At 67.1% G+C, this 25481-nt stretch carries 25 protein-coding genes; 10 read left to right on the top strand and 15 right to left on the bottom strand.

What is annotated here, in order from left to right; genetic code table 11:
- Positions 1 to 64 precede the first annotated feature (64 nt).
- The 5 genes from pheS to infC form a co-directional block, all read right to left on the bottom strand.
- Positions 65 to 1150: a phenylalanine--tRNA ligase subunit alpha gene (pheS, locus tag G9373_RS21675; protein WP_037204920.1), complete on the bottom strand. Its 1086-nt coding sequence runs from the start codon at positions 1148 to 1150 to the stop codon at positions 65 to 67.
- A 94-nt stretch (positions 1151 to 1244) separates the two neighbouring features.
- Entirely contained in the window at positions 1245 to 2054 is an 810-nt protein-coding gene (locus tag G9373_RS21680) for an RNA methyltransferase (RefSeq protein WP_005247382.1), read from the bottom strand.
- 41 nt (positions 2055 to 2095) lie between these two features.
- Entirely contained in the window at positions 2096 to 2485 is a 390-nt protein-coding gene (gene rplT / locus G9373_RS21685; RefSeq protein ID WP_005247385.1) for a 50S ribosomal protein L20, read from the bottom strand.
- 63 nt (positions 2486 to 2548) lie between these two features.
- A complete protein-coding gene (rpmI, locus tag G9373_RS21690; RefSeq protein ID WP_005571085.1) occupies positions 2549 to 2743 on the bottom strand; it encodes a 50S ribosomal protein L35 in 195 nt (64 codons plus the stop codon).
- A gap of 57 nt (positions 2744 to 2800) precedes the next feature.
- Complete coding sequence (gene infC / locus G9373_RS21695; protein WP_080606194.1) at positions 2801 to 3457, bottom strand: translation initiation factor IF-3; 657 nt, start codon at positions 3455 to 3457, stop codon at positions 2801 to 2803.
- Positions 3458 to 3834: 377 nt separating this feature from the next.
- Here infC and G9373_RS21700 point away from each other — a divergent pair, with 377 nt between their 5' ends.
- Both G9373_RS21700 and G9373_RS21705 read left to right on the top strand, forming a co-directional pair.
- Positions 3835 to 4218 carry a DUF1844 domain-containing protein gene (locus tag G9373_RS21700; RefSeq protein WP_005247396.1) on the top strand — a complete coding sequence of 128 codons (384 nt, stop codon included), beginning with the start codon at positions 3835 to 3837 and terminating at the stop codon, positions 4216 to 4218.
- A gap of 1 nt (position 4219) precedes the next feature.
- Complete coding sequence (locus G9373_RS21705; RefSeq protein ID WP_005571086.1) at positions 4220 to 4633, top strand: DUF1801 domain-containing protein; 414 nt, start codon at positions 4220 to 4222, stop codon at positions 4631 to 4633.
- Positions 4634 to 4640: 7 nt separating this feature from the next.
- On the opposite strand, the gene G9373_RS21710 is transcribed toward G9373_RS21705, so the two are convergent.
- A complete protein-coding gene (locus G9373_RS21710) occupies positions 4641 to 5342 on the bottom strand; it encodes a WYL domain-containing protein (protein ID WP_005571092.1) in 702 nt (233 codons plus the stop codon).
- 119 nt (positions 5343 to 5461) lie between these two features.
- On the opposite strand from G9373_RS21710, the gene G9373_RS21715 reads away from it, so the two are divergent.
- The gene (locus G9373_RS21715; protein WP_120660718.1) at positions 5462 to 6208 is read left to right on the top strand and encodes an alpha/beta fold hydrolase; all 747 of its coding nucleotides are present in this window, start codon (positions 5462 to 5464) and stop codon (positions 6206 to 6208) included.
- A 6-nt stretch (positions 6209 to 6214) separates the two neighbouring features.
- Here G9373_RS21715 and uvrA read toward each other — a convergent pair whose 3' ends face one another.
- On the bottom strand, positions 6215 to 9208 hold the full coding sequence (gene uvrA, locus G9373_RS21720; RefSeq protein WP_005260410.1) for an excinuclease ABC subunit UvrA: 2994 nt from the start codon (positions 9206 to 9208) through the stop codon (positions 6215 to 6217).
- Between the two features lie 151 nt (positions 9209 to 9359).
- On the opposite strand from uvrA, the gene G9373_RS21725 reads away from it, so the two are divergent.
- From G9373_RS21725 to G9373_RS21740, 4 genes are all read left to right on the top strand, one after another.
- Positions 9360 to 10049, top strand: a complete 690-nt coding sequence (locus tag G9373_RS21725) for an MBL fold metallo-hydrolase (protein ID WP_005260409.1) — start codon at positions 9360 to 9362, stop codon at positions 10047 to 10049.
- Positions 10050 to 10217: 168 nt separating this feature from the next.
- A complete protein-coding gene (locus G9373_RS21730) occupies positions 10218 to 11180 on the top strand; it encodes a DoxX family protein (protein ID WP_005571095.1) in 963 nt (320 codons plus the stop codon).
- A 161-nt stretch (positions 11181 to 11341) separates the two neighbouring features.
- The gene (locus G9373_RS21735) at positions 11342 to 13624 is read left to right on the top strand and encodes an ATP-binding domain-containing protein (RefSeq protein ID WP_133984413.1); all 2283 of its coding nucleotides are present in this window, start codon (positions 11342 to 11344) and stop codon (positions 13622 to 13624) included.
- The gene (locus G9373_RS21740) at positions 13621 to 14007 is read left to right on the top strand and encodes a DUF732 domain-containing protein (protein ID WP_005571097.1); all 387 of its coding nucleotides are present in this window, start codon (positions 13621 to 13623) and stop codon (positions 14005 to 14007) included. Before G9373_RS21735 ends, G9373_RS21740 begins: the two co-directional genes overlap by 4 nt.
- Positions 14008 to 14020: 13 nt before the next feature.
- Here the strand turns inward: G9373_RS21740 and G9373_RS21745 are convergent, their stop codons facing one another.
- The 3 genes from G9373_RS21745 to uvrB all read right to left on the bottom strand — a co-directional run bounded on the left by G9373_RS21745 (position 14021) and on the right by uvrB (position 17727).
- Positions 14021 to 14473, bottom strand: a complete 453-nt coding sequence (locus G9373_RS21745) for a universal stress protein (protein WP_005260405.1) — start codon at positions 14471 to 14473, stop codon at positions 14021 to 14023.
- Positions 14474 to 14661: 188 nt separating this feature from the next.
- Positions 14662 to 15534, bottom strand: coding sequence for a hypothetical protein (locus G9373_RS21750; RefSeq protein ID WP_054245875.1), 873 nt, complete (start codon positions 15532 to 15534; stop codon positions 14662 to 14664).
- 30 nt (positions 15535 to 15564) lie between these two features.
- Entirely contained in the window at positions 15565 to 17727 is a 2163-nt protein-coding gene (gene uvrB, locus G9373_RS21755; RefSeq protein ID WP_005260403.1) for an excinuclease ABC subunit UvrB, read from the bottom strand.
- Between the two features lie 77 nt (positions 17728 to 17804).
- Here uvrB and G9373_RS21760 point away from each other — a divergent pair, with 77 nt between their 5' ends.
- Positions 17805 to 18323 carry a DUF402 domain-containing protein gene (locus tag G9373_RS21760; protein ID WP_005571099.1) on the top strand — a complete coding sequence of 173 codons (519 nt, stop codon included), beginning with the start codon at positions 17805 to 17807 and terminating at the stop codon, positions 18321 to 18323.
- A 1-nt stretch (position 18324) separates the two neighbouring features.
- Here G9373_RS21760 and coaE read toward each other — a convergent pair whose 3' ends face one another.
- Complete coding sequence (gene coaE, locus G9373_RS21765; RefSeq protein WP_043792284.1) at positions 18325 to 19539, bottom strand: dephospho-CoA kinase; 1215 nt, start codon at positions 19537 to 19539, stop codon at positions 18325 to 18327.
- Positions 19540 to 19709: 170 nt separating this feature from the next.
- Between coaE and G9373_RS21770 the strand changes: the two genes are divergently transcribed.
- Positions 19710 to 19928, top strand: a complete 219-nt coding sequence (locus G9373_RS21770; protein ID WP_005260399.1) for a hypothetical protein — start codon at positions 19710 to 19712, stop codon at positions 19926 to 19928.
- A gap of 148 nt (positions 19929 to 20076) precedes the next feature.
- On the opposite strand, the gene rpsA is transcribed toward G9373_RS21770, so the two are convergent.
- Positions 20077 to 21561, bottom strand: a complete 1485-nt coding sequence (gene rpsA / locus G9373_RS21775; protein ID WP_005260398.1) for a 30S ribosomal protein S1 — start codon at positions 21559 to 21561, stop codon at positions 20077 to 20079.
- Positions 21562 to 21810: 249 nt separating this feature from the next.
- On the opposite strand from rpsA, the gene G9373_RS21780 reads away from it, so the two are divergent.
- Positions 21811 to 22704: a class I SAM-dependent methyltransferase gene (locus G9373_RS21780; RefSeq protein WP_005571113.1), complete on the top strand. Its 894-nt coding sequence runs from the start codon at positions 21811 to 21813 to the stop codon at positions 22702 to 22704.
- A 39-nt stretch (positions 22705 to 22743) separates the two neighbouring features.
- Here G9373_RS21780 and G9373_RS21785 read toward each other — a convergent pair whose 3' ends face one another.
- The 3 genes from G9373_RS21785 to G9373_RS21795 are packed head-to-tail and all read right to left on the bottom strand — an operon-like array spanning position 22744 to position 25435.
- Positions 22744 to 23505 carry an amino acid ABC transporter ATP-binding protein gene (locus G9373_RS21785; protein WP_005247428.1) on the bottom strand — a complete coding sequence of 254 codons (762 nt, stop codon included), beginning with the start codon at positions 23503 to 23505 and terminating at the stop codon, positions 22744 to 22746.
- Entirely contained in the window at positions 23502 to 24485 is a 984-nt protein-coding gene (locus tag G9373_RS21790; RefSeq protein WP_005571114.1) for an amino acid ABC transporter permease, read from the bottom strand. The genes G9373_RS21785 and G9373_RS21790 overlap by 4 nt, the downstream gene beginning before the upstream one ends.
- A gap of 20 nt (positions 24486 to 24505) precedes the next feature.
- A complete protein-coding gene (locus tag G9373_RS21795; protein ID WP_050787246.1) occupies positions 24506 to 25435 on the bottom strand; it encodes an ABC transporter substrate-binding protein in 930 nt (309 codons plus the stop codon).
- Positions 25436 to 25481: the final 46 nt, after the last annotated feature.

Consider the following 25481-nt stretch of genomic DNA (forward strand, 5'->3'; position numbering starts at 1 on the left):
TGCTCAGCTCTCTCGTTCGTGAAAATGTCGTGACTGTGGTGGACAGGATCCGGGTGACGCGGGGTCAGCCCTGGACACCGAAGGGCAGTGTGAATCGCACGTCGCCCTCGACGATGTCGCGCATGTCCGGGATCCCGTTCCGGAACTGGAGTGTGCGCTCGAGCCCCATGCCGAACGCGAACCCGGTGTACACGTCGGGGTCGATTCCGGAAGCGCGCAGCACATTCGGGTTGACCATTCCGCAGCCGCCCCACTCGACCCAGCCTGCGCCGCCCTTCTTGTTCGGGAACCAGACGTCCACCTCGGCGGACGGTTCCGTGAACGGGAAGTAGTTCGGGCGCATCCGGGTGCGGGTCTCGGGACCGAACAGTGCGCGGGCGAACGCGTCGAGTGTCCCGCGCAGGTGGGCCATGGTGAGGCCCTTGTCGACGGCGAGTCCCTCCACCTGAGAGAAGACCGGGGTGTGGGTCGCGTCGAGTTCGTCGGTGCGGAACGTCCGCCCCGGGCACACCACGTAGATCGGCACCTCGCGCGAGAGCATCGTGCGCACCTGTACCGGCGACGTGTGCGTGCGGAGCACCTGGCGCGAGCCCTCCGGTGCGATGTGGAACGTGTCCTGCATCGTCCGCGCGGGGTGATCGGGCAGGAAGTTGAGGGCATCGAAGTTGAAGTGCTCGGTCTCCACCTCCGGGCCCTCGGCGACCTCCCAGCCCATCGCCACGAACACGTCCTCGACCTGCTCGGAGATGATGCTGATCGGGTGGCGGGCGCCTACCGGCTGACGCTGCGACGGCAGGGTCACGTCGATGGCCTCGGCCACGAGGACGGCCGCGTCACGCTCGGCGAGCAGGACGGCGCGGCGCTCGTCGAACGCCGCACTGATCCGGGTGCGGGCGACGTTCACGCGCTTGCCTGCGTCGGCCTTCTCCTTGCCCGGGAGGGCTCCGAGTCCGCGGCGGGCGAGGGCGATCGGCGACTTGTCACCCATGTGCTCGACCTTGGCCTTCGCCAGGTCGTCGAGATCCGCCGCCGACGCGAACGCCTTCTCGGCGCTCTCCGCCGCCGCAGTCAGAGCGTCTTCGGTGAGCGCACTCGCATCGACCGCGCCGCCTTCGACCCCCGTGGAGGCAGCGCCCTCTTTTTTAGCCACGACCGGTGCCACTCCTTAAGTTCTTTCAGTCAACACTCTCGACGAAACCGAAACAGCTCGCCGTCAAATCCTATGCGATCCGATTCTCGCCGTTTCAGCTGTCGGTTCGCTTGCGGTTCTGGACCCGCGCGCTCGAATACAGGCAGATCGACGCCGCCGTCGCCAGGTTGAGGCTCTCGGCTCGACCGTGGATCGGAATCCGGACACGATGATCGGCTCGCGCCGAGGTGGCTGCGTCGAGGCCGTGGGCCTCGTTGCCGAACAGCCACGCCGTGGGGCGGGCCAGCAGTTCGTCGGCATCGTCCAGATCGACTTCGCCGTCGGCCGCCGTGGCGAGCAGTTGAATTCCCGCCGCGCTGATGCTGTCGAGGACCGCAGCGGTGTCCCGTTCACGCACGACGGGAAGGTGGAAGAGGCTTCCGGCGGACGCCCGGACACATTTGCCGTTGTGCGGGTCGACGCTGTCGCCCGCGAGAATCGCCGCGTCCGCGCCCACCGCGTCCGCGACCCGGATGACGGTGCCCGCGTTACCGGGCTCCGCGACCGCGACCGGAACCGCGAGCAGACGAGTTCCGGGGCCTATCGCCTCCGCCAGCGGAACGTCGAGGAGATCGCACACCGCGACGAGACCCGGCGGGGTCACCGTGTCGCTGAGAGCTCGGACCGCCCGGTCCGTCACCAGCGACGTACGGACGCCCGCCGTGTGTGCCCGGTCGATCAGCCGCGAGTACCGCTGCTCCGCGTCCTCGGTGTAGAAGAGGTCGTGTACGGGGCGGGTGTCGAGTGCCTCGCCGACGGAGTTCTCGCCCTCCACCAGGAAGCGCCCGACCTTGCGGCGTTCCGCGGTGCGCAGCAGCTTGACAGCAGAAACGACCCGTGGGGTGCGCTCGGTGAGCGGGTCCACGGGTCGTTTCCGAGGCTCTGAAGGCCGGGGTGCTGCGAGACTCAGGCTGCTTCTCCGGCCGGAGCGTTCACGTCGGCCGGGAGCGCCGCCTTGGCGAGGGCCACGAGGCCGGCGAATGCCGCCGCGTCGGAAACGGCCAGCTCGGCGAGGTTCTTGCGGTCGACCTCGATCTCGGCCAGACGCAGACCCTGGATCAGGCGGTTGTACGTGATGTCGTTCGCCCGTGCAGCAGCGTTGATACGCGTGATCCACAGCTTGCGGAAGTCGCCCTTGCGCGCGCGGCGGTCACGGTAGGCGTAGGTCAGCGAGTGGAGCTGCTGTTCCTTCGCCTTGCGGTACAGGCGCGAGCGCTGTCCGCGGTAGCCGCTGGAGGCTTCGAGAATCGAACGACGCTTCTTCTGGGCGTTTACCGCCCTCTTTACGCGTGCCACTGAAAAATCCTGTCAATCTTGGGGCGGTGAGCTGCCCCGGGTGGTCAGTAAAAGGGTGTCGACTCAGATGTCGAGCAGGCGCTTGATGCGAGGAGTGTCAGCCTTGCTGACGACAGCCACGCCATCGAGGCGACGGGTCACCTTCGAGGCCTTGTGCTCGAGCAGGTGGCGGCGACCGGCCTTCTGGCGCAGGATCTTTCCGCTGCCGGACACCTTGAATCGCTTCGCGGTGCCGCTGTGGGTCTTCGACTTGGGCATGGAGTCCTCAGTTCTCTGTATCCGGACCGTGATCCGGGTCGTGCTGGTGTAGTCGGACTAGCTGGTCGGCGCTTCGCCGGGCGCACTGTCGCCCGCCTGCTCCGCAGGTGCCGCAGGAGCCTGTGCCGGCGCGGCCGGCGCGGGAGTTGCCCGCTGCGCCGGCGGCGCAGCGGCGCTTTCCTGCGCCTTCACACGGGTCTTCGCGCCCTTGTGCGGAGCGAGCACCATCGTCATGTTTCGACCGTCCTGCTTGGCGGACGTCTCCACGAACCCGAGATCCGCCACGTCTGCACCGAGACGCTGCAGCAGCCGGAATCCGAGCTCCGGACGCGACTGCTCACGTCCGCGGAACATGATCGTGACCTTGACCTTGGATCCGGCTTCGAGGAAGCGCACGACGTTGCGCTTCTTCGTCTCGTAGTCGTGATCGTCGATCTTGGGGCGGAGCTTCTGCTCCTTGATGACCGTGAGCTGCTGGTTCTTGCGCGACTCACGCGCCTTCTGCGCGGCCTCGTACTTGAACTTGCCGTAGTCCATGATCTTGCAGACCGGCGGGCGAGCGTCGGGGGCCACCTCGACCAGGTCGAGATCGGCCTCGAGGGCCAAGCGGAGTGCATCTTCAACACGCACGATGCCAACCTGTTCACCTCCGGGTCCGACGAGGCGGACCTCGGGAACTCGGATGCGATCGTTGATGCGGGTCTCAGTGCTGATGGGGCCTCCTAGGTTGAACGGTCTTGTCTCGAGACCGCCAGCAGCCCGTACGCCCGGATTCCCAACAAAAAAGCCCCGCTGCGGTGAATGACTCTCACCATGCGGGGCCCGATGTCGACCGGTCAGACGAACTCACGGCTCACGCCGATCCCTCGTCTCCTCACACTCGAGGAACTCGAACCGAGTAGCCTCGGACCGAGCGACCGGACCACTGAACTGCAGTTTTACCTGCCGCGCAGAGGTGGGAGTCGGACTCCACTTGCTGCCCCCGACAAATCCGAAGGCGGTCGTTGCGTCAAGAGTAACATTTGCGCACGTCGTGAGCTAATCGATACCGGGACGTTGCGCCGGCGGACGCTGGTGGAATCCTCTAAGGCATGACGGACAACATCGATGACACCCCGAACGACGGCACCCTGACCGGCGGTGACCAGAATACCGACGTCCGGGAACTGGCCGACGTTCCCTCGGTCGAGGTCATCAGCCGCGCCGCGGTCATGCTCATGAGTTCGGCAGCCGAGAAACTGGGCCTCTCCGACGCCGACCCCGACTCCAGCCCCCACCGCGACCTCGACGAGGCCCGGCGGGTCATCACCGCCCTCGCCGGCCTGGTGACCGCGTCCATCGAGTACCTCGGACCGCACGCGGGACCGATCCGGGAAGGCCTCCAGGCGCTGCAGCGCGCGTTTCGCGAAGCGTCGTCGCACCCGGACGAGCCGGGCAAGGGTCCAGGCGAGAAGTACACCGGCCCCGTGTACTGACATGGCGAGCCGCAACAAGACCGCGCGGACGCCCGCCGGCGTCGACGAGTTCCTCGCCACGATCGCCGACCCGGTCAAGTGCGCCGACAGCGCACGACTGGTGGAACTGCTCACCGCCGCGAGCGGAGAGCCCGCCGCGATGTGGGGCACGAGCATCGTCGGGTTCGGCTCCCGCCACTACAGGTACGCCAGCGGACACGAGGGCGATACCGCACTGATCGGCTTCTCGCCCCGGGCCGCGGCACTCACCCTGTACCTCTCGCTCGACTTCACCGAGCACGAGGCCGAACTCGCCACCCTCGGCAAGCACACACTCGGCAAGGGCTGCCTCTACGTCAAGAAGCTCGCCGACGTCGACGAGTCGGTTCTCGTCTCGTTGCTGAACCGATCCGTGGCCGCCGCCCGCGCGCTCTGATCGGATCTCACCGTTCGAACACGCTGCGCGCGTCGGCCGGCGGTTCGCCGAAGAGGCTCGGATCGCGTGGGACGAACGACCGGCCGGTGAGGGTGGCGTCGGACACCCGATCCAGCCGGAACCACCGCACACCCGCGCGGCTCAGACACCACGCGACGAGGAACCACGATCCCCTCGTGTGAGCGAGAAGGTGCGGTTCGACGACGCGTTCGGTGCGCTCACCGTCCCGGTCCACATACCGGAGCGACACCATCAGCTCGCGCTGCACGCCGTCCTCGACGACGCGGCGGATGCGTGGTTCCGCGCTCGCCGTGTCGGCGTCTCGCCGGATCCACACCTTCGCGCCGAGTCGCTCCACTCGCTCCCTCGACTCGGCGTCCATCACGTCGAGCAGTTTGGCCAGCGCGGCCCGGCCGTCGGTCGCGAACGGCGCATCGCGAAACGCCGTGAGGGCCAACGCCACCGAGACCGCTTGAGCGGGAGTGAAATTCACCGGTGGCAACGTGCCGTTCCCGATGATCCCGTATCCCCCGCCCGGCCCGGCAGTGGCCCGGATCGGGGCGCCCGAGGATTGCAGCACGGCGATGTCCCGCTTGATCGTCCGGGTGGTCACCTCGAACTGCGCCGCCAACTGCTCCGCGGTCCGGCCCCGGTTCCCCGCGCGGCGCAGTTCTTCCGTCAGGGCGTGGAGGCGGGCTGGACGGTCCATGAGGGCAGTCTGCCGAACGACCGCGGCAAAGTCCCGATTCTCGCCGACCGATTCCGTTACGCGACTGTGACACATACGGTGACACGCAGTTGTCACCGTTACGGGTTCACTCTTGTCTCATGACCCAGACAAGCGAAGCACACGACAGCACAGGCACTCACATCATCCTGGCTCCCGGATTCTGGCTCGGCGCATGGGCTTGGGAGGCAGTGGCTTCCGACCTGGTCCGGCGAGGACACCACGTCACCGCGGTGACCTTGCCCGGACTCGACTCCGCGGACAGCGACCGTGCAGGCATCCGACTGGACGATCACATCTCCGCGATCGCGGATGCCGTCGCGGCCACACCGTCCTCGGAGCGGGTGGTGCTCGTGGCGCACAGCGGCGCGGGTCCGGTGGCCTACGCGGCGAGCGATCGGGTGCCCGACCGACTGGCCCGCATCGTCTACGTCGACTCGGGACCGCTGCAGACCGGCACCGCGCTCCGGGAGGATCTCGACGCTTCGGTCACCGAGATCCCGCTTCCGTCGTGGTCCGAACTCGAGGCCGAAGGCAGCAGCCTCGACGGGCTGGACGACGCCACGCTCGAGATATTTCGCAGCCGCGCAGTGCCCGAACCGGCAGGCCCGGCGAGGGACAGGCTCGAACTCGTCGACAGCAGCCGTCTGGATGTGCCGACCACGGTGATCTGCACGAGCTTTCCGTCGGAGGTCATCCAGCAGATGGCCGGCGCGGGTCATCCGATGGCCGCCGAACTCGCGCAGATCACGAAGGTCGACTACGTCGATCTGCCGACCGGCCACTGGCCGATGTGGTCGCGGCCCGCGGACCTCGCGACCGCGATCGACGCGGCCGCGAGGGACTGACCGAACTCAGCTGACTGCTGCGGCCTTCTTCGGCGCCCGCTTGCGCGGTGTCGCTGTGGCGGCCGCGGCAGTCTTCTTCGTCGAAGCGGGCTTCCGCGACGACGACTTGGCCGCCTTCGACTTCGCCGCAGCGGGAGGCGCCGGCACCTCGAGGACGTTTTCCAGGAACCGACCCGTGTAACTCTCCGGAACCTGCGCCACCTCCTCCGGGGTGCCCTGCGCGACGACGGTGCCGCCGCCGGACCCGCCCTCGGGCCCCATGTCGACCACCCAGTCGGAGGTCTTGATCACGTCGAGGTTGTGCTCGATCACGATCACCGTGTTGCCCTTGTCGACCAACCCGTTGACGACCCCGAGCAACTTGCGGATGTCCTCGAAGTGCAGACCGGTCGTGGGCTCGTCGAGGATGTACACCGTGCGGCCCGTCGACCGTTTCTGCAGCTCGGCGGCGAGCTTCACGCGCTGCGCCTCACCACCGGACAGCGTGGGTGCGGGCTGACCGAGCCGCACGTACCCGAGACCGACCTCGACCAGGGTCTTGAGGTAGCGGTGGATCGAGGTGATGGGCTCGAAGAACTCCGCGGCCTCCTCGATCGGCATGTCCAGCACCTCGGCGATGGTCTTGCCCTTGTAGTGGACCTCGAGGGTCTCGCGGTTGTACCGGGCGCCGTGACAGACCTCGCACGGCACGTACACGTCGGGAAGGAAGTTCATCTCGATCTTCAACGTGCCGTCGCCGGAGCAGGCCTCGCACCGGCCGCCCTTGACGTTGAACGAGAACCGGCCCGGCTGGTAGCCGCGCACCTTCGACTCGGTGGTGGCGGCGAACAGGGTGCGGATCTTGTCGAACACCCCGGTGTAGGTGGCCGCGTTGGACCGCGGGGTGCGGCCGATCGGCGACTGGTCGACCTGCACGAGCTTGTCCAGCTGGTCGAGCCCGTTGATGCGGGTGTGCCTGCCCGGCACCTGGCGGGCGCCGTTGAGCTTGTTCGCCATCACCGTCGCGAGGATGTCGTTGACGAGCGTCGACTTACCGGACCCGGACACACCGGTGACCGACGTGAGCACGCCCAGCGGGAAGCTGACGTCGATGCCCCCGAGGTTGTGTTCGCGCGCACCGATGACCGTGACCTGCCGCTTGCGATCGACCGGCCGGCGGATGGCCGGAATCTCGATGTGACTGCGGCCCGACAGGTAGGCCCCGGTGAGGGATTCCTCGCAGTCGAGCAGTTCCTCGTACGGCCCGCTGTGGACGACCTTGCCTCCGTGTTCGCCGGCGAGCGGTCCGATGTCGACCACCCAGTCGGACGTGCGGATGGTGTCTTCGTCGTGCTCGACCACGATGAGCGTGTTCCCGAGGTCGCGCAGGCGCGTCAGGGTCTCGATGAGACGCCGGTTGTCGCGCTGATGCAGACCGATCGACGGTTCGTCGAGCACGTACAGGACGCCCACCAGGCCCGAGCCGATCTGAGTGGCGAGGCGGATACGCTGCGCCTCACCACCGGACAGGGTCCCGGCGGCGCGGGCGAGCGACAGGTATTCGAGGCCGACGTCGAGCAGGAAGCCGAGACGTGCCTGAACTTCCTTGAGCACCTGACCGGCGATGGCCTCCTCGCGACTGCCCAGCGTGAGGCTGTTCAGGAAGTCGGCGCAATCGGAGATCGACAATTCACAGACCTCGGCGATCGACTTCATGCCGAACTTCTCGTTCGCGATCGTGACCGACAGGATCTCGGGGCGCAGACGCGCGCCGCCACATGCGGGACAGGGGGTGTCTCGCATGTAGCCGTCGTAGCGTTCCTTCATCTGGTCCGACTCGGTCTGCTCGAGGCGGCGGTGCAGGAAGGGCATGACGCCCTCGAACTCGGCGTAGTAGGAACGGGTACGCCCGTACCGGTTCTTGTACCGGACGTGGACCTGCTCCTCACTGCCCTCGAGGATCGCCCGGCGTGCCTTCGCGGGCAGCTTGTTCCACGGCGTCTTCATATCGAAGCCGAGAATGTCGCCGAGCCCGGACAGCAGGCGGCCGAAGTATTCGGAACTCTGCCCCATCGACCACGGCGCGATGGCTCCGTCCTCGAGGGACAGCTCGGGGTCGGGGACCACGAGGTCGGGGTCGACCTCCTTGCGAATTCCGAGACCCGTGCACTCGGGGCAGGCGCCGTACGGGGAGTTGAACGAGAACGACCGGGGTTCGAGGTCGTCGATGGAGAGAGCGTGGCCGTTCGGGCACGCCAGCTTCTCCGAGAATCGGCGTTCCCGGTCCGCGGCGTCCTCTTCGCGGTCGACGAAGTCGAGGACGACGATGCCCTCCGCCAACCGCAGCGCGGTCTCGACGGAGTCGGTGAGCCGCTGCTTGGAGCCGGCCTTGACAGTGAGGCGGTCGACGACGACCTCGATGTCGTGCTTCTCCTGCTTCTTGAGCTTCGGCGGATCGGAGAGCGGATGCACCACGCCGTCGACCCGCACACGCGAGTAGCCCTGCATGTTGAGCTGGTCGAACAGGTCGACGAATTCACCCTTGCGGGTACGCACGACGGGAGCGAGCACCTGGAACCGGGTGCCTTCCTCCATGTCGAGGACCTGGTCGACGATCTGCTGCGGCGTCTGCCGCGCGATCTGCTCGCCACACACCGGGCAATGGGCGGTGCCCGCCCGGGCGTACAGCAGACGGAGATAGTCGTAGACCTCCGTGATGGTGCCGACCGTCGACCGCGGGTTGCGGTTGGTCGACTTCTGGTCGATGGACACCGCAGGCGACAGACCTTCGATGAAGTCGACGTCGGGCTTGTCCATCTGACCGAGGAACTGGCGCGCGTACGCCGACAGCGACTCGACATAGCGTCGCTGGCCCTCGGCGAAGATCGTGTCGAACGCCAGACTCGACTTGCCCGAGCCCGACAGCCCGGTGAACACGATCAGGCTGTCGCGGGGCAGATCGAGATCGACCCCTCGCAGATTGTGCTCACGGGCACCCCGCACGATAAGGCGATCCGCCACTCCAAGTCCCTTCATTGTTCGACAGCCGAGGACGCGCATGAACGCTGGGCCCTCTGGCCGTGCCATGGTAAGCCGGGGCACCGACACGTTCTGTGGGACGGATGGCCGCCCTGCCACTCACCTGCCTGTATTCGACGGTAGCCTCCCCATCATGACCGAGCAGCCCATGGTGATAGAAGACTCGTACACCGGCCACGTCTCCCCCGGTTCGGCGCCACAGCGCCGCACGGTTCCGGGAGCCACGATCACGAAGATGTCCGTCGGCCCCATGAACAACAACGTGTACCTGGTCGTCTGTTCCACAACCGGAAAATCCGTCCTCATCGACGCCGCCAACGAGGCGGACCGTGTCAACCAGTTAATCGGCGAACACGCTCCGTCCCTCGAGCTGATCGTCACCACGCACCAGCACGGCGACCACTGGCTGGCGCTCGAGGACGTCGCGGCCGCCACCCGCGTGGACACCGCCGCGCATCCACTCGACGCCGACGCACTGCCCGTCCGGCCCGACCGTCTCCTGGAAGACGGTGACACGGTCACCGTCGGCGACGTCACCCTCGACGTGATCCATCTCGCCGGCCACACCCCCGGTTCCGTCGCGCTCGCGCTCACCGAGGCCGGCGGCGGACGCACCCACCTCTTCACCGGTGACTCCCTCTTCCCCGGCGGCGTGGGCAAGACCGCCGACGCCGGCAAGTTCGCATCACTGCTCTCCGACGTCGAAACCAAGCTCTTCGACCGCTACGGCGACGACACGGTCGTCTACCCCGGCCACGGGGACGACACCACCCTCGGCACCGAACGCCCCCACCTCGGGGAGTGGCGCGCGCGCGGCTGGTGACCGCATCCGATCGCCGATTGCGCACCGGACGGTCCACGATTGGCGATCGGCCTCCCTGGGTACTGGTGAATGGGCAGCCCGTCGGTTCGGCAACATCGTCGTACGCCGACGACTGCCCTGAACTCTCGTTAGTGTGAGACGGGAGAACTCGAGATTGGGAGGCCAGGAATGCTTGTCCGTCGTATCGCTCGCCCACTGCTGTCCGCAGTCTTCATCAGCGGAGGGATCGATGCACTTCGAAATCCGGCGCAGAGAGCACAGGCCGCCGCACCACTGATCGACAAGTCCACCGAAACGCTTCCCGAGTCCGTCACGCAGAAGATCCCGTCCGACCCGGAGACGTTGGTCAAGATCAACGCCGCCGTGCAGATCGGCGGCGGAGTGCTTCTCGCCACCGGGAAGGCGCCGCGACTCGCATCGCTCGCACTGGCCGGCAGCCTGGTCCCCACTACCGTTGTGGGGCACGACTTCTGGAACGAGACCGACCCGGCGAAGAAGGCGGCGCAGCGCACTCAGTTCCTCAAGAACGTCAGCCTGCTCGGCGGACTGCTGATCGCCGCCGTCGACACCGAGGGCAAGCCGTCCCTCGGCTGGCGTGGCCGTCGCGCCGCCCGGCACGCACAGGAGGCCGTGGCCGCGGCTCTGCCGCTCGGATCGGGTCACGACCATCACGGTCCCGAGATCGGGGAAGCGTTGGCTGCGGCGTCGGAGCGCGCACGCATCCTGTCCGGTGAGGCCGCCGAGCGCGGGTCCGAAATCCTCGAGGTCGCGAAAGACCGTGGCGCCGAATTCGCGAAGGTAGCGGCGGATCGCGGCCCCGAGTGGGCGGACGTCGCGAAGGAACACGGCTCCGAATGGGCCGAGGTCGCGAAGGAACACGGCTCCGAATGGGCCGAGGTCGCCAAGGAGCGCGGCGCGGAACTCGTCGAACTGGCGAAGGAACGCGGAGCGGAACTCGTCGACGTCGCGAAGGAACGCGGCCCGGAGTGGGCCGAGGTCGCCCGCGAAAAGGGCGGCGAATGGGCCGGCACCGCCGCAGAACGCGGCGAGGTGCTGAGCAAGCGGGCCCGCAAGCAAGCCGAAGCCGCGCTCGAGAAGGCCCGAGCGAAGCGGGACGAACTGTCCCACTGACCCCCGAGTCGCGGCGCCGACCTGCGCCGGATAATCGATCTGATCGGCCCCGGAGACCGCCCCTGACCTGCAATGTCAGCGGGCGGCCTCCGGGGCCGACTAGACTGTCCAGGCACTTTTGCAGCCGATCCGGTTGCAGCCGAACCAGTCAAGGAGACCTCTTGCCCGACGAGGACACGTCACGCGACGAGCGCGAGCTCGAGCAGCAGTACGTGACGATGCTCTACACCCGACTGGACGGCCTTCGCCAATACGCGGCGAACCGGCTGAGCCGTGTACTGCTCGAAACCGGCGGGACCCCGCAGGCCCGCAGCGAGCGGGAGTCGTTCAACCAGCTCTACACCGAAGACCTCGCCAAGTACGACGCCGCCGAGAACGGGCTGTGCTTCGGGCGCATCGATCTCGACGGCGAGCACCGCTACATCGGCCGACTCGGAATCCTCGACGAGGAGAACGACTACGAGACGATGCTCCTCGATTGGCGTGCGCCCCTGGCCCGCCCGTTCTACCTCGCCACCCCCGCAGCCCCCGACGGCGTCTCCCGTCGACGGCACATCCGGACGCGAAGCCGCCGAGTGACGGCCGTCAACGACGAGTATCTGGATCTGGCGGCGGCGGAGGCCGCGGGCACGATCACCGGCTCGGACGGCGTCGCGGGTGAAAGTGCACTGCTCGCCGCGCTCAACGCGGCCCGCACCGGTCAGATGAACGACATCGTCGAGACCATCCAGGGTGAGCAGGACGCCATCATCCGGTCGGAGCACAAGAGTGTGCTGGTGGTCCAGGGAGGACCGGGAACCGGCAAGACCGCGGTCGCGCTGCACCGCGCCGCCTACCTGCTCTACACCTACCGGCAGCAGCTCGCGAAAGCCGGTGTCCTCATCATCGGCCCCAACGCCACGTTCCTCGACTACATCGGCCAGGTGCTGCCGTCGCTCGGCGAGACCGGTGTGCTGCTCTCGACCATCGGCGACCTCTACCCCGGTGTCCGCGCCACCGTCGAGGACAGCCTCGACGCCGGCGAGATCAAGGGCTCGCTCGACATGCTGGACGTGCTCAAGAAGGCGGTCCGGGATCGGCAGGAAGTGCCGTCGCGTCCCGTCGAGCTGACCTTCGACACCTACCGGATCACCCTCGACCGCAAAGTCGTCACCCGCGCTCGTGGCCGGGCGAGGTCGTCGCGGCGCCCGCACAACCTGGCCCGGCCCATCTTCGTCTCGTCGGTCATCGAGGCGCTCGCCCAGCAACTCGCGGACACACTGGGCGCCAACGTCGTCGACGGCGGGAACCTGCTGAGCCGGGACGACATCGCCGACATGCGGGACGAGATGCGTGAAGACCCGGAGATCATGACGGCGATCAGCGCGCTGTGGCCGGAACTGTCGCCGCAGCAGGTCCTCGCCGAGCTGTATGCGTCGCCGAAGCGACTGGCCGACGCCGCCCCGAATCTGACCGAAACGCAACGTGAGTCGTTGCGACGCCCCGTCATGCGCGGCTTCAGCGCCGCCGACGCGCCACTCCTCGACGAATTGGCTGAACTGCTCGGCGTCGACGACGCCGCCGAACGGGAACGCGCCCGCCGCCAGTGGCGAGCGCAGATCGCGGATGCCCAGGGCGCCCTGGACATCCTGACAGGTTCGGCGCCGCAGGATCTCGAGGACGAGCTGGACCCGGAAATTCTGATGGCGTACGACCTGATCGACGCCAGCCAGCTGGCCGAACGCCACGACGTGGGACAGCACCAGACCACCGCGGAGCGCGCAGCGGGCGACCGAACCTGGACCTACGGCCACGTCATCGTCGACGAGGCGCAGGAACTCTCGGAGATGGCCTGGCGAATGCTGATGCGGCGCATACCGAATCGTTGGATGACGCTCGTCGGCGACACGGCGCAGACCGGCGACCCGGCGGGAACGTCGTCGTGGCAACGGATCCTCGAGCCGTACGTGGCCGCGCGGTGGAAGCTCACGGAACTGACCGTCAACTACCGCACTCCGGCGGAGATCATGACGTCGGCACGGCGAGTTCTCGTCGAGATCGACGCCGAGCAGACCGTGCCGCGGTCGGTGCGCGAATCCGGTTTCGCACCATGGGCACTGCAGGTGTCCGAATCCGAACTCGCGGACACGGTGCGCACCTGCGTGTCTCAGGAATCGGGACCGGGCACGACTGTCGTGATCGGGGGCCACGACCTGGTCGCCGCACTGGCCGATCTGAAGTCGGACACCGTCAGCGTCCTGACGGTGCGGGACGTCAAGGGGTTGGAGTTCGACTCGGTGCTCATCGCCGAGCCACAGGACATTCTCGACGAGTCGCCGCGGGGAATGAACGACCTCTACGTCGCCCTGACCCGCGCGACGCAACGACTCGGTGTGGTGCACACGAAGGCGTTGCCCGCGGTGCTGTCCGAACTCGGTCCGGCCGAGGTCGGGATCCTGTCGTGACACCGGGCGGTCGCGGTCGGCTGATCGGGTGTGGGCTCGCCCTCACCACGATCGTGCTGACCGCGTGCTCGGAGGCCACCGCCTCCGGCCCGCCGCCGACGGCCCCGCCTGCGTCCACTACGTCCGCATCACACCTGGACTCGCGTGGCCTGCGCTACAAGGAGGCGCTGATCGAGTCCGGCATACCGGCGCTGCCCGACGACACGGTGATGGCGTTGGCCAACGGCATCTGCGGTCAACGGTCCGAGGGCACCGACGAGGCCACGATCCTCGCGCATCTGACCCCCATGGCGCAGTTCGCCTCGGCGACATCGGATATCGGCCTCACCACCGAACAGGTGGCGCAGGTCTATCTCGATGCCGCCGAGGCGAACTACTGTTGAGCCGTCTCCGGTCTCAGCGCACCGTGTGGACGATCAGGACGTCGGACGTCGACTTGCGTGCGGCATCCGAAGGAACGGACCCGAGGAGACGCCCGGTGAGGGTGTTGAGTCCGCGGTTGCCGATCACCAGAAGACCGGCCTCGACCTCGTCGACCAGGTTCAGCAGCGACTCGACCGGGGCACCGACGACAGCCCGCTCCACGACCTCCTTGGCGCCGGCCGCGTGGGCGCGCTCCTTCGCGGTGCGGAGGATGTCGTACGTCGGGGCGGAACCGGTGATCTGGTAGGCCTCGTCACCGAGCGCGTCGGCGGCCTGCCCGACGTCCTTCGGATCGGCCGGGTAGTACGCGCAGGCGATGATCAGTTTGGCACCGGCGTCCCCCGCGATGGCAGCAGCCTTCTCGACGGCCAGAAACGACGACTCGGAGCCATCGGTTCCGACGACAACGGTCCGGTAGGCGCTCATTCATTCCTCCATGTCTGCGGTGGTCAACTGGCCGGGGTCCGGACATACGTCATGCCTGGACCCAGCAGCCACTGCGCTGACCCTAGCCGTATCGGTGCCCGCATAGGTGCATTTGCAACACATGCCACAAGGGAGATCCCCAGTGCATGACGGATCCCATTCCGGATGCGCGCAGGCTGTGATCAGCGTCAGTGCGACGTGCCGACCTTGGGACCGAACACGCCGGCGGGGAACACCCCCGCCGCGACGATCGCGTCACGCCACGGGGTCGCGAGTTCGACGAGCCGGGCCGCCCCGTCCTCCCCCAGCGCGGCCCACGGGGCCAGCGCGAGATCGTCGGTGAGATCCTCGACCAGTTCCCGCAGTTCCTTACCGTTGGCGGTGAGTTCGCCCCGGGCGTCCAGGATCTCCCGGTCACGGAGACTGTCGCATGCCGAGTCCCACTGGTCCTGGGTCCAGGCGCGGCGCGTGATCGCGAACTTCTTCTGGAAGCCGAACCCGGTCGCGGTGTGCGTGATCAGCGATTCGAGTCCGCTCAGTCCCGCGGTCTGCAGGGCGGCGACGTGACCGTCGCCGCGGTACTCCCGCAGCAGTGTGAGGGCATGCCAGAAAGCGAGGTGCGGTGCGTCCGGCCACGCCACCTCCGCGTACCCCGCATACAGCGGCCTGCCCTCGACACCCGGGATCCCCCGCGCCGCGATCGACGCGAGTTCGGCGGCCTCGGCCATCTCCGGTGAACTCGTCACCGATTCGCCGAGAAGTCGCACGTACGCCTCCCCGACCGCCCGGTACCGCGCCTCGACGACTGCCCCGGGCGCGGTCAGACCCCAGGCACGCGGAATGACCGACTCGATCACGACGGGACTGAAGTTGAAGAAGGTCGCAGTGACAACGCCCGCACCGACCGCGCCCATCGGCGCGGAGCGGCCCGCGAAGTAGCCCATCCGACCCGGCTCGAGACCTGCCTCGACCAGACGATCCTCGACCTCGGGAACGAAGTAGCTGAGGGAATGAAGCAGCTCCAATGACCGGGCGGTACGACCTGCGCTGTGTGCATCCATGCTTCAGACCGTACTGCCTCGGCGCCGTCGCTATTTCAGGCCCGCAGCGTCCATGCCGCGCAGTTCCTTCTTCAGGTCGGCGATCTCGTCGCGCAGTCGTCCGGCGAGTTCGAACTGCAGATCACGGGCGGCGTTCATCATCTGATCGGTCAATTCCTTGACCAGGTCCGCCAACTCCGCCCTGGGCATCGACTTCGTGTCGCGTCCCTCGTACACCCCGGCGCTGACCGAGCGCCCGGCCTCGCCCTGCGCGCGGCGCCCGCGGGTGGCGTTGCGTCCGGAACCGCCGACGTCGACTCCGCTGGCCGTGTCCTCGGCTTCCTCGTAGACTTGGTCGAGGATGTCTGCGATCTTCTTCCGCAGCGGCTGCGGATCGACGCCCATCTTCTCGTTGTAGGCGATCTGCTTCTCCCGCCGACGCTCGGTCTCCTCGATCGCGTGCTGCATCGAGTCGGTGATCTTGTCGGCGTACATGTGGACCTGGCCGGAGACGTTACGAGCCGCACGGCCGATCGTCTGGATGAGGCTGGTCGAACTCCGCAGGAACCCCTCCTTGTCGGCGTCGAGGATGGCAACCAACGACACCTCGGGAAGGTCGAGGCCCTCACGCAGCAGGTTGATACCCACCAGAACGTCGTACTCCCCCAGCCGGAGCTGCCGGAGCAGCTCGACCCGGCGCAGGGTGTCGATGTCCGAGTGCAGGTACCGCACCCGGATACCGAGCTCGAGGAGATAGTCGGTGAGGTCTTCCGCCATCTTCTTCGTCAACGTGGTGACGAGGACGCGCTCGTCCCGGTCCGCGCGTTCGCGGATCTCGTGCACGAGGTCGTCGATCTGCCCCTTGGTCGGTTTGACGACGACCTGGGGGTCGACGAGACCGGTGGGGCGGATGACCTGCTCGACGAACTCCCCGCCGGCCTGCCCCAGCTCGTACTTGCCGGGCGTGGCCGACAGATACACCGTCTGCCCGATGCGCTGGGTGAACTCCTCCCACGTCAGCGGGCGGTTGTCGGTGGCGGACGGCAACCGGAACCCGAACTCGACGAGGTTCCGCTTGCGCGACATGTCGCCCTCGTACATCGCGCCGATCTGCGGGACCGTCACGTGGGACTCGTCGATGACGAGCAGGAAGTCCTCCGGGAAGTAGTCGATGAGCGTCGCGGGCGCCGTGCCCGGCCCGCGACCGTCGATGTGACGCGAGTAGTTCTCGATGCCGGAACAGAACCCGACCTGCTTGATCATCTCGAGGTCGTACTGGGTGCGCATCCGGAGACGCTGCGCCTCGAGCAGCTTGCCCTTGTTCTCGAGGTCGGCGAGCCGTTCCTCGAGTTCGGCTTCGATGTCCTTGACGGCGCGTTCCATCCGCTCGGGACCCGCGACGTAGTGCGTGGCCGGGAAGATGCGCACCGAGTCGACCTTCCGCACCACGTCCCCGGTGAGGGGGTGCAGGTAGTACAGCGCTTCGATCTCGTCACCGAAGAACTCGATCCGGACCGCCAGCTCCTCGTACGAGGGAATGATCTCGACGGTGTCGCCGCGCACCCGGAAGGAGCCACGGGTGAACGCCAGATCGTTGCGGGTGTACTGCACGTCGACCAGCAGCCGCAGCAGAGCGTCGCGCGGAACCTCCACACCGACCTCGAGCTGCACCGACCGGTCGAGGTACGACTGCGGGGTGCCGAGGCCGTAGATGCACGACACGGACGCCACCACGACCACGTCCCGTCGCGAGAGCAGGCTCGACGTCGCGGAGTGGCGCAGTCGCTCGACGTCGTCGTTGATCGACGAGTCCTTCTCGATGTAGGTGTCGGTCTGCGCGATGTACGCCTCGGGCTGGTAGTAGTCGTAGTACGAGACGAAGTACTCCACCGAGTTGTTGGGCAGCATGTCGCGCAGCTCGTTGGCCAACTGTGCGGCGAGCGTCTTGTTGGGCGCCATCACCAGGGTGGGCCGCTGCACCTTCTCGATCAGCCACGCCGTGGTCGCGGACTTACCCGTACCGGTGGCGCCGAGCAGGACCACGTCCTTCTCGCCGGCGTTGATGCGGCGTTCCAGATCGGCGATCGCGGTGGGCTGGTCGCCGGCCGGCTTGTGGTCGCTGACGACCTCGAACCGCGCTTCCGACCGCTCGATGTCCCCGATGGGACGGAACTCGGAATGTGCCACGACGGGGTGCTCGGATGCAAACGCCATGCAACCAGGGTAGGCGCAGGTACCGACAAACTCCCCGACGATCTCGGTCAGCTGAAAAACCCGGTAGGTTCCCCACCATGGCAGGCGCGAGTCACGACATCCACCCACCGAAGGTCGAATACTTCGACCTGAGAGATCACACCAACACCGACCCCAAGGGTTTCGTCCGCCACGTCGATCACTACCGGGTCGAACCGTGGGGGCTGTACATGGCGCGCACCTCCGACCACCGGCAGTTCCACTACCTGGAGTCGTGGCTGCTCCCCGACCTCGGTCTGCGCGCGTCGGTCTTCCACTACCACCCCTACCACCAGCGCGATCAGGACCACTATGTCGACATCGGCACCTTCATCCGCGGTGACGACGTGTGGAAGTCGGAGGACCACTACCTGGATCTGGTCGTCCGCACCGGCCGCGACACCGAACTCCTCGACGTCGACGAGCTGATCGAGGCGCACAGCACCGGCCTGCTCGACACCGCGACGGTCGAGCAGGCGATCCTCACCGCCACCACGGCGATCGACGGCATCGCCGCGCACGGCCACGACCTCGGCCGCTGGCTGGCCTCGATCGGAATGCCGATCGACTGGCGGTGACCTACGCGCTCCAGCCGGTCCGCTCGGCCCATTCCCACGCCCGGTGATAGGCGCGGTCGAACCACGGGGACTTCGCGTCCACATAGGCGGTGATCGCGTCCCGGTAGTCCGTGTGACCGGCCGCCTTCTCCGCCGCACCTTCCTTGACCGCGAGGTACTCGGTCCGGGCGTCGGCGTCGGCGCGGAGCCAATCGCGGAACACGAGCGCGAACTGCTGTCCGGGCCATCCGTCGACACGAATGTGGATGTTGACGGGCCGTCCCGGATCCGCGCCGCCGTGGATCCGCTTGCCCCACAGCGCCGGGTCCGTCTCTCCGCCCTGGTACGAGGGCTTCGGGTCGTCGGCGGTGATGTGCTCGATGCGAGGGAAACCGGCGTCGGCGAGAGATTCTGCGAGGTCGTCGGCCGTCTCGAGGTTCGCGACGGTCACCTGGACGTCGATGACGTCCTTGGCGGGCAATCCTTCGACGGCCGTCGACCCGATGTGGTCGATCCGGACGGCGCGGTCACCGCACACCAGTGTCAATCGAGCGATCAACCGATCCGCCTGCGCGGGCCACTGCGGATTCGGCGGGGCGAGTTCGGGCCGGACACGGACGACGGACCGTGTGCGGATGTTGGACTCGAAGGGCACGAGTCGCTCCGACCACAGTGCCCGGATCTCCGGCTCGAGCGCGCCCGGGGCGCCGCTGTTGTCGAGCCAGACGTCGGCCGCCGCCCGCCGCTGATCGTCGTCCGCCTGAGCTGCGATCCGCGCCCGCGCATCGTTCTCGGGCATCCCCCGCGATCCGACGAGCCGCCGCACCCGCTCCTCGGCATCGACGAATACGACGACGACCAGGTGGAACGCGGCGCCCATTCCGCCCTCGACCAGCAGTGGAATGTCCTGAACGAGGATCGCGTCTTTTGGCGCCGATTCGATCGTCTCGGTGGTGCGCGCCCCGACGAGCGGGTGGACGATCGAATTCAGCGCCAGCCGTGATTCGTCGTCGGCAAAGGCACGCGCTGCCAGGGCGGGCCGGTCGAGTGCGCCGTCCTCCGTCAGGATCTCCTCACCGAACCGGTCGACGAGGGCAGCGAGGCCGGGTGTTCCGGGTTCGACAACTTCCCTCGCAATCAGATCGGCGTCGACGATGACGGCCCCGAGTTCGGCGAGGACCTTCGACACGGTGGACTTACCGGCTCCTATGCCTCCAGTGAGGCCGATTCTCAACACGCCTCCCAGTGTTGCACCCGCCGCGGACCGAGTACGCACGTCCCTCGCCGATCTCCACCCTCTTCCCTCTCTGCAGACTCACCTGCCCCAAATACCACAGATCTCCGACATGGTCGGTTATGTTCGACCGAACGCACCCGACCTGCACCTTCTCGAAGAAGAGGAACGCCATGCGCGATCACCGCAACCAGTTCGGTCGGCACCGCCTCGGCATCGCGGGCGGGGTGCATTGCATCGAGATCCCCGAGGTGGCGTCCGCACTCGCCGAGCATCGCCGGACCTGGCTCACCGCACTCATCGGCCAGGGCAGGCACAGTTTCGCAACGATGCGCAAGCGTGCCGAGGTGCAGTCGTCGTCCGGCTACTGGATTCCCGCCACCGCGAACTGAGCACCCTCCTCACCCGACACACCACTGTGGCCCAACCTCCGGAGAGGTTGGGCCACAGTCATGTTCGGATGTCCGGCAACGACGAGACCCCGCCCCTGCGGTGCAGGAGCGGGGTCTTCGGCTTTGCCTGACGCGTCAGGCGGACTTGCTAGGCGTTGCCCGACAGCTTCTCGCGCAGAGCGGCGAGCTGTGCGTCGCTGGCCAGCGATCCGCCGGCAGACTCGGACGACGAGGTGCTGGCGGCCGAAGCGGCGTCGGCGTCGCCGGCACCCGACTCGGAGGAGTAGCCGGCAGCAGCGGTGGCAGCCTCGGCGGCCTCGTCTGCAGCGGTCTTCTCCATCTGAGCGGTGTGCATCTTGTGGCGACGCTCAGCCTCGGCGTAGCGGTTCTCCCACTCTTCACGCTGCTTGTCGAAGCCCTCGAGCCATTCGTTGGTCTCGGGATCGAAGCCCTCGGGGAAGATGTAGTTGCCCTGCTCGTCGTAGCTGTCCGCCATGCCGTACTTGGACGGATCGAACTCGGCGTTGTAGTCCTCGTTGGCCTGCTTCAGCGACAGCGAGATGCGACGACGCTCGAGGTCGATGTCGATGACCTTGACGAGTGCATCGTCGTTGACGCCGACAACCTGGTCCGGGACCTCCACGTGGCGCTCGGCCAGCTCGGAGATGTGGACGAGGCCTTCGATTCCCTCTTCGACGCGCACGAAGGCACCGAACGGAACCAGCTTCGTGACCTTGCCGGGCACGATCTGGCCGATGGCGTGCGTGCGGGCGAACTGACGCCACGGGTCTTCCTGCGTCGCCTTGAGCGACAGGGAGACGCGCTCGCGGTCCAGGTCGACGTCGAGAACCTCGACGGTGACCTCGGTGCCGACCTCGACAACCTCGGACGGGTGGTCGATGTGCTTCCAGGACAGCTCGGAAACGTGCACCAGGCCGTCGACGCCGCCCAGGTCCACGAAGGCACCGAAGTTGACGATGGAGGACACGACGCCCTTGCGGACCTGGCCCTTCTGCAGCTGGTGCAGGAACTCGCTGCGAACCTCGGACTGCGTCTGCTCGAGCCACGCACGGCGCGAGAGGACGACGTTGTTGCGGTTCTTGTCGAGCTCGATGATCTTGGCCTCGATCTCCTTGCCGACGTACGGCTGCAGATCGCGGACACGGCGCATCTCGACGAGCGAAGCGGGGAGGAAGCCACGCAGACCGATGTCGAGGATCAGGCCGCCCTTGACGACCTCGATGACGGTGCCCTTGACGGCCTCGTCCTTCTCCTTGAGCTCCTCGATGGTGCCCCAGGCACGCTCGTACTGAGCGCGCTTCTTCGACAGGATCAGTCGGCCTTCCTTGTCCTCCTTGGTGAGGACGAGAGCTTCGACCTCATCGCCCACGGAGACGACCTCGTTGGGGTCGACGTCGTGCTTGATGGAGAGCTCACGGGAAGGGATGACGCCTTCGGTCTTGTAACCGATGTCGAGCAGGACCTCGTCACGATCGACCTTGACGATGGTGCCTTCGACGATGTCGCCATCGTTGAAGTACTTGATCGTTGCGTCGATGGCGGCGAGGAAGTCCTCGGCGGAGCCGATGTCGTTGACGGCTACCTGCGGCGAGGTCACGGTGGTGGAGGGCATGTGTTGAGTTGCTCCGGACGGGTTGTGGTCGGTTGATGGTGTTCTGTCGGACAAGCAACCTGAACCGACGAATCATTCCGCCGAATCAGATCACCGCAAGCGCAGTGAACGACACCCGACTGGAACCGAACAAACTCGAACTGAACCGAATCCGATGCCGCACACAGAGACACTCGCGTGCAATAGGCTACGCGCCCGTGGGCAAGCTGGGCAAACCCGGGCACGTTCCCACGCTCTACTCTGTTGCCCATGCCCGATCCTCGCCCGTCCGATTCTCCCCTCTCGCCCGAAGACGACCGTCACGGCACCGCCAACAGCGTCCTCGGAACGTCCGGGGTGAGCCGCGTCCGCGTCGATTCCGAGTCCAGCGAACGCGCGAGCCGTGCCTGGTGGGACGCCGATGCGGACGACTACCACCGCACCCACGGCGAGTTCCTCGGCGTGGACTCGTCCGAGGGTGAGTTCGTCTGGTGTCCGGAGGGACTCCACGAGGGCGACTACCACCTTCTCGGTGACGTGGCGGGCAAGGACGTCCTCGAGGTGGGCTGCGGTTCCGCTCCCTGCGCGCGGTGGCTCGCCGGCCGGGGCGCCCGGGCAGTCGGGCTCGACCTGTCCATGTCGATGCTGACCCGCGGGGTCGAGGCCATGCGGGCCGGCGGCACGACCGTGCCGCTCGTTCATGCGGGAGCCGAGCACCTCCCCTTCGCCGACGCGAGCTTCGACATCGTGTGTTCGGCTTTTGGAGCAGTTCCGTTCGTGGCGGACTCACAGCAGGTGATGAGCGAGGTGGCCCGGGTTCTTCGCCCGGGTGGGCTGTGGGTCTTCGCCGTCAACCATCCGATCCGCTGGATCTTCCCGGACGATCCGGGCCCCCGTGGACTCACTGCGTCGCTTCCCTACTTCGACCGCACGCCCTACGTGGAGGTCGACGGCGACGGCGTCCCCACCTACGTCGAGCACCACCGGACCATCGGCGACCGGGTGCGCGAGATCGTGGCGGCCGGACTGGAGGTGCGCGACATCATCGAGCCGGAGTGGCCCGAGTGGCTCGACCGGGAATGGGGGCAGTGGAGCCCGCTGCGGGGACAAATCTTCCCCGGCACCGCCATCTTCAGCTGCCGCAAACCCGTGAGTACTTCTTAACCGCCCGCGGTTGAGAAGTACTCACGGGGCCGGAGGCCACTACAGCAGCTTCGACAAGAACAACTTGGTGCGGTCGTGCTGCGGATTGGCGAGCAGCTCGCGGGGATTGCCCGATTCCACGACGACGCCGGCGTCCATGAACACGAGCTGGTCGGCCACCTCGCGCGCGAAACCCATCTCGTGCGTGACGACGACCATCGTCATGCCGCCGGCCGCGAGATCCTTCATCACGGTCAGCACCTCCCCGACCAGCTCCGGGTCGAGGGCGGACGTCGGCTCGTCGAACAGCATCAGCTTGGGGTCCATCGCCAGCGCGCGGGCAATAGCCACGCGCTGCTGCTGACCACCCGACAGCTGCGCCGGGTATGCGTCCGCCTTCTCGCTCAGTCCCACCTGCTCGAGGAGATCACGCCCTCGCTCGAGCGCCTTCTTCTTGCTCAGCCTCTTCACCTGGATGGGCGCCTCGATGATGTTCTCGAGTGCCGTCCGGTGCGGGAACAGGTTGAAGTGCTGGAACACCATCCCGATGTCGCGGCGCTGCTTCGCGGCCGCCCTGGGATGGAGTTCGTAGAGCTTGCCGCCCCGCTCGGAGTACCCGACGATCTCGCCGTCGACGTACAGCCGCCCGGCGTTGACCTGCTCGAGGTGGTTGATGCATCGCAGGAACGTCGACTTCCCCGAGCCCGAGGGCCCGACCAGGCACAGGACCTGGCCGGCGTCGATCTCCAGCGACACACCCTTGAGTACCTTCAGCGCCCCGAAGTTCTTGCACACCCGGTCCGCCTTGACCATCGGCGTCATCGTCGTTCCCCTCCGGGTGTGTCGGGCAAGGTCTCCGGCCCGGGTTCGATCACGAGCGGCTTGCCCTGCGCGTCGGCGAGCGCCTGCAGTTGCCGCGGGGTGAGCTTGCGGGACGCACCCTTCGAGTAGTACCGCTCCAGGTAGAACTGGCCGATCATGAGCAGGCTGGTGATGGCGAGGTACCAGGTGGCGGCCACCATCAGCAGCGGGATGGGCTGGAAGTTCGCGCCCGAGATGTCTCTGGCACGTCCGTACAACTCCAGGCTGTACGGCACCGCGGTGACCAGCGATGTCGTCTTCAGCATGCTGATCAGCTCGTTGCCCGTGGGCGGGATGATCACCCGCATGGCCTGGGGCAGGACCGTGCGGCGCATGGTTTGCGACCAGGTCATGCCGAGCGCCACCGACGCCTCGGTCTGCCCCTCGGCCACCGAGTTCACGCCGGCCCGGACGATCTCGGCCATGTACGCGGCCTCGTTGAGTCCCAGCCCGATCACCGCGAACAGGAACGCCGCGTTGATTCCCTGCAGGTCGATGTGCACGAACTGGTGGACGAACGGGATGCCCAGATCCAGCTGCTTGTAGATGGACGGGAACAGTCCCCAGAACACCAACTGCACATAGACCGGGGTCCCGCGGAAGATCCACAGATACCCCCACGACGCCGCCTTCAGCACCGGGTTCGGCGACAGCCGCATGACGGCGAGGACGACACCCAGGATGATGGCGATCGCCATCGACAGGATCGTCAGCTGGATGGTGTTCCACGCCGCGGCCGAGATCCGTGCATCGAACAGATAGCGGGCGTAGACGTCCCAGCGGTACGCCTCGTTGGTGCGCGCACCGTTGACGAACAACGCCAGCAGCAGGCCGACGACGATCGCGGCGATCCAGCGGCCGGGCCGCCGCAGCGGGATCGCCTTGATCGGTTCCGGTTCCTGCCCCGTCTCGGTGCCGGACCGGTCCGGGGCCTTCTCCACGTCAGACACTCGTCAACCGCTCAGCTCGTGGCGCCGTTGATCTGGGACGTGGTGATGACGCCCGCCTCGACACCCCAGTTCTCCGCGATCGTCCGGTAGGTGCCGTCGTCGATGAGATGCTGCAGGGCCTGCTGGAGGGTCTGTGCGAGCGGCGACCCCTTCGCGACGGGCCAGCCGTACGGCGCGGCGTCGAAGACCTCGCCCGCGGCCTCGATCTTGCCGTCGCTCTGCTTGATCGCGTACGCGGTGACGGGCGAGTCGGCGGACATCGCGTCGACCTTGCCGAGGGCGACGGCGTTGGCCGCGTCGTCCTGGCTGTCGAACTTCACGATCTCGATGGGCGGCTTCCCGGCTGCGACGCACGCCGCGCTCTTGGCGGGCACCTCCTCGAGATCCTCGATGGTGGTGGTCTGCACGCCGACCCGCAGGCCGCACGCGTTGGTGGGGTCGACGGACTTGCCGGCGGGCTGCGCCCACTGCACTCCGGCGCTGAAGTAGGTGGTGAAGTCGACCGACTGCTCGCGTTCCTTGGTGTCGGTGAACGACGACATACCCATGTCGTAGCTGCCGGCCTGGATCGACGGGATGATCTTGTCGAAGTCCGCCTCGGTGTACTCCGGTGTCACGCCGAGCACCTTGCTCACGGCGTCCACGAGGTCGACGTCGAAGCCGACGATCTTGCCGCTCGGATCCTTGAACTCGTTGGGCGAGTAGGGAATATTGACACCGACGATGATCTTGCCGGACGAGGCGATCTTCTCGGGCAGTGTCGCCGCGATGGCATCCACCTTGTCGACTTCCACGGCGACGGTCTCTTCTCCGGAAGGCGTACCACCGCCCTCGGTGTTGCTGGCGCATCCGGCGAGCAGCAGAGCACTGCCGCCCGCCAGTGCACAGATGGTGCGGGCCACTCGGCCTCGCGCGAAGACGGATCGACCAGACACTGGCATGTCCTCCAAGGAAATCGTGGTACACCGAGCGAGCTACGGCGACGGA

Source organism: Rhodococcus sp. A14 (genome assembly GCF_011603105.1).
GTDB classification, from domain to species: Bacteria; Actinomycetota; Actinomycetes; order Mycobacteriales; family Mycobacteriaceae; genus Rhodococcus_F; species Rhodococcus_F opacus.

What these genes read in the sequence shown, in the direction of transcription:
- rpmI (WP_005571085.1), bottom strand. Translation starts at nt 2,743, where the DNA reads ATGCCCAAGTCGAAGACCCACAGCGGCACCGCGAAGCGATTCAAGGTG.
- G9373_RS21700 (WP_005247396.1), top strand. Translation starts at nt 3,835, where the DNA reads ATGACGGACAACATCGATGACACCCCGAACGACGGCACCCTGACCGGC.
- G9373_RS21705 (WP_005571086.1), top strand. Translation starts at nt 4,220, where the DNA reads ATGGCGAGCCGCAACAAGACCGCGCGGACGCCCGCCGGCGTCGACGAG.
- G9373_RS21710 (WP_005571092.1), bottom strand. Translation starts at nt 5,342, where the DNA reads ATGGACCGTCCAGCCCGCCTCCACGCCCTGACGGAAGAACTGCGCCGC.
- G9373_RS21715 (WP_120660718.1), top strand. Translation starts at nt 5,462, where the DNA reads ATGACCCAGACAAGCGAAGCACACGACAGCACAGGCACTCACATCATC.
- G9373_RS21725 (WP_005260409.1), top strand. Translation starts at nt 9,360, where the DNA reads ATGACCGAGCAGCCCATGGTGATAGAAGACTCGTACACCGGCCACGTC.
- G9373_RS21730 (WP_005571095.1), top strand. Translation starts at nt 10,218, where the DNA reads ATGCTTGTCCGTCGTATCGCTCGCCCACTGCTGTCCGCAGTCTTCATC.
- G9373_RS21745 (WP_005260405.1), bottom strand. Translation starts at nt 14,473, where the DNA reads ATGAGCGCCTACCGGACCGTTGTCGTCGGAACCGATGGCTCCGAGTCG.
- G9373_RS21750 (WP_054245875.1), bottom strand. Translation starts at nt 15,534, where the DNA reads ATGGATGCACACAGCGCAGGTCGTACCGCCCGGTCATTGGAGCTGCTT.
- uvrB (WP_005260403.1), bottom strand. Translation starts at nt 17,727, where the DNA reads ATGGCGTTTGCATCCGAGCACCCCGTCGTGGCACATTCCGAGTTCCGT.
- G9373_RS21760 (WP_005571099.1), top strand. Translation starts at nt 17,805, where the DNA reads ATGGCAGGCGCGAGTCACGACATCCACCCACCGAAGGTCGAATACTTC.
- G9373_RS21770 (WP_005260399.1), top strand. Translation starts at nt 19,710, where the DNA reads ATGCGCGATCACCGCAACCAGTTCGGTCGGCACCGCCTCGGCATCGCG.
- rpsA (WP_005260398.1), bottom strand. Translation starts at nt 21,561, where the DNA reads ATGCCCTCCACCACCGTGACCTCGCCGCAGGTAGCCGTCAACGACATC.
- G9373_RS21780 (WP_005571113.1), top strand. Translation starts at nt 21,811, where the DNA reads ATGCCCGATCCTCGCCCGTCCGATTCTCCCCTCTCGCCCGAAGACGAC.
- G9373_RS21785 (WP_005247428.1), bottom strand. Translation starts at nt 23,505, where the DNA reads ATGACGCCGATGGTCAAGGCGGACCGGGTGTGCAAGAACTTCGGGGCG.
- G9373_RS21795 (WP_050787246.1), bottom strand. Translation starts at nt 25,435, where the DNA reads ATGCCAGTGTCTGGTCGATCCGTCTTCGCGCGAGGCCGAGTGGCCCGC.